2 protein-coding genes are annotated in these 1,071 nt (G+C 69.2%); both read left to right on the plus strand.

Annotated elements, in window-relative coordinates; translation table 11 throughout:
- The coding region (locus tag AB0G02_RS41910; RefSeq protein WP_360806657.1) for a hypothetical protein at positions 1–274 on the plus strand (274 nt) is incomplete at its 5' end.
- A 425-nt stretch (positions 275–699) separates the two neighbouring features.
- On the plus strand, positions 700–993 hold the full coding sequence (locus tag AB0G02_RS41915; protein ID WP_360806660.1) for a helix-turn-helix domain-containing protein: 294 nt from the start codon (positions 700–702) through the stop codon (positions 991–993).
- Positions 994–1,071 lie beyond the last annotated feature (78 nt).

A 1,071-nucleotide genomic window follows, 5' to 3' on the forward strand; every position in this document is an offset into this window, starting at 1 on the left:
CTGCCTCGAACTGCTGCGTAATGGGTCCGCCACCCTCACCATCACCTGGAACACCGGCCAGACCTCGACCATCTCCTTCAACTACACCGTCAACATCGTGGGGGCCGCCATGGTGGTCACCTATACCGGCACGGTCACCTCCGGCCTGTTCGCCGGAAGCACCGTCCTCCAGGTGAACACCAATCCGGCCACCGACGTGCTGCTGTGCACCCTCGGCCTGGGCACGGTCCCCAGCACCTACGCCCTCGTGACCCTGGAGATCACCTCACTCTGACCCGGCTTACCCGAGACCACCCCACCACCGGGGCACGCGGGGCGGTCGGCGGGGGCAGGACCGTGCGGTCCAGCGACGCCGTGGGCGGGACCGGTCAGAGTGCGGTCAATGCGATGCGCGGCGAGGCCCCGCACGGAACGGACACGAGTTGCGGGAGCTGCCGGGGAGACCGCAGTCACCTTGCGGGGCGCACGGCACCGAGCTGCGGCAGCGTGTCAGCAGCCCGTCCGAAGCCGCCGCCTCCCTCGCTCTCGACCGCCGAATCCATCAGGTAGGCCCCAACAACCCGGCCGGCGGGTTGTTCGGACCTACCTGACGGACCGCAGGTCAAGCACCTCCACCTCCGCCAACTTCAAGCGGAACAGACATACGGAGTCGGGTTACTGGATGGTCACTCATTTCAGTAACCCGGAGGACAGCCCACGATGCCCAGAAGGTACCCGCCCGGGTTCCGGCACAAGGTCCTCGATCTGATCGCGTCCGGCCGCCGCGTCGCCCAGGTAGCGGCGAATCTCGACATCAGCGTCCAGACGATGTACGCCTGGCGCCACCACGAGCTCATCGACAGTGGGCGGCTACCCGGGACGACCAGCGCCCACAACGCCGAGCTGGTCGCCGCGCCTCGACGGATCGCCCGAACTCGAAGCCGAGGTCGCCGTCGTGGACGGCATTGCCGGACGCGGTTCGGTTGCGGTCCGGCGCGGACGTCGCCGCGGTGACCGTCGCCCAGGTGCAGGGGTGCGGGCTGCGGCCGATCTCGGCCGCGATGGTGCGAACGCCCGCGCCGGCCCATCGGC

It is taken from the genome of Actinosynnema sp. NPDC023658 (assembly GCF_040639995.1).
Taxonomy (GTDB): Bacteria; Actinomycetota; Actinomycetes; order Mycobacteriales; family Pseudonocardiaceae; genus Actinosynnema.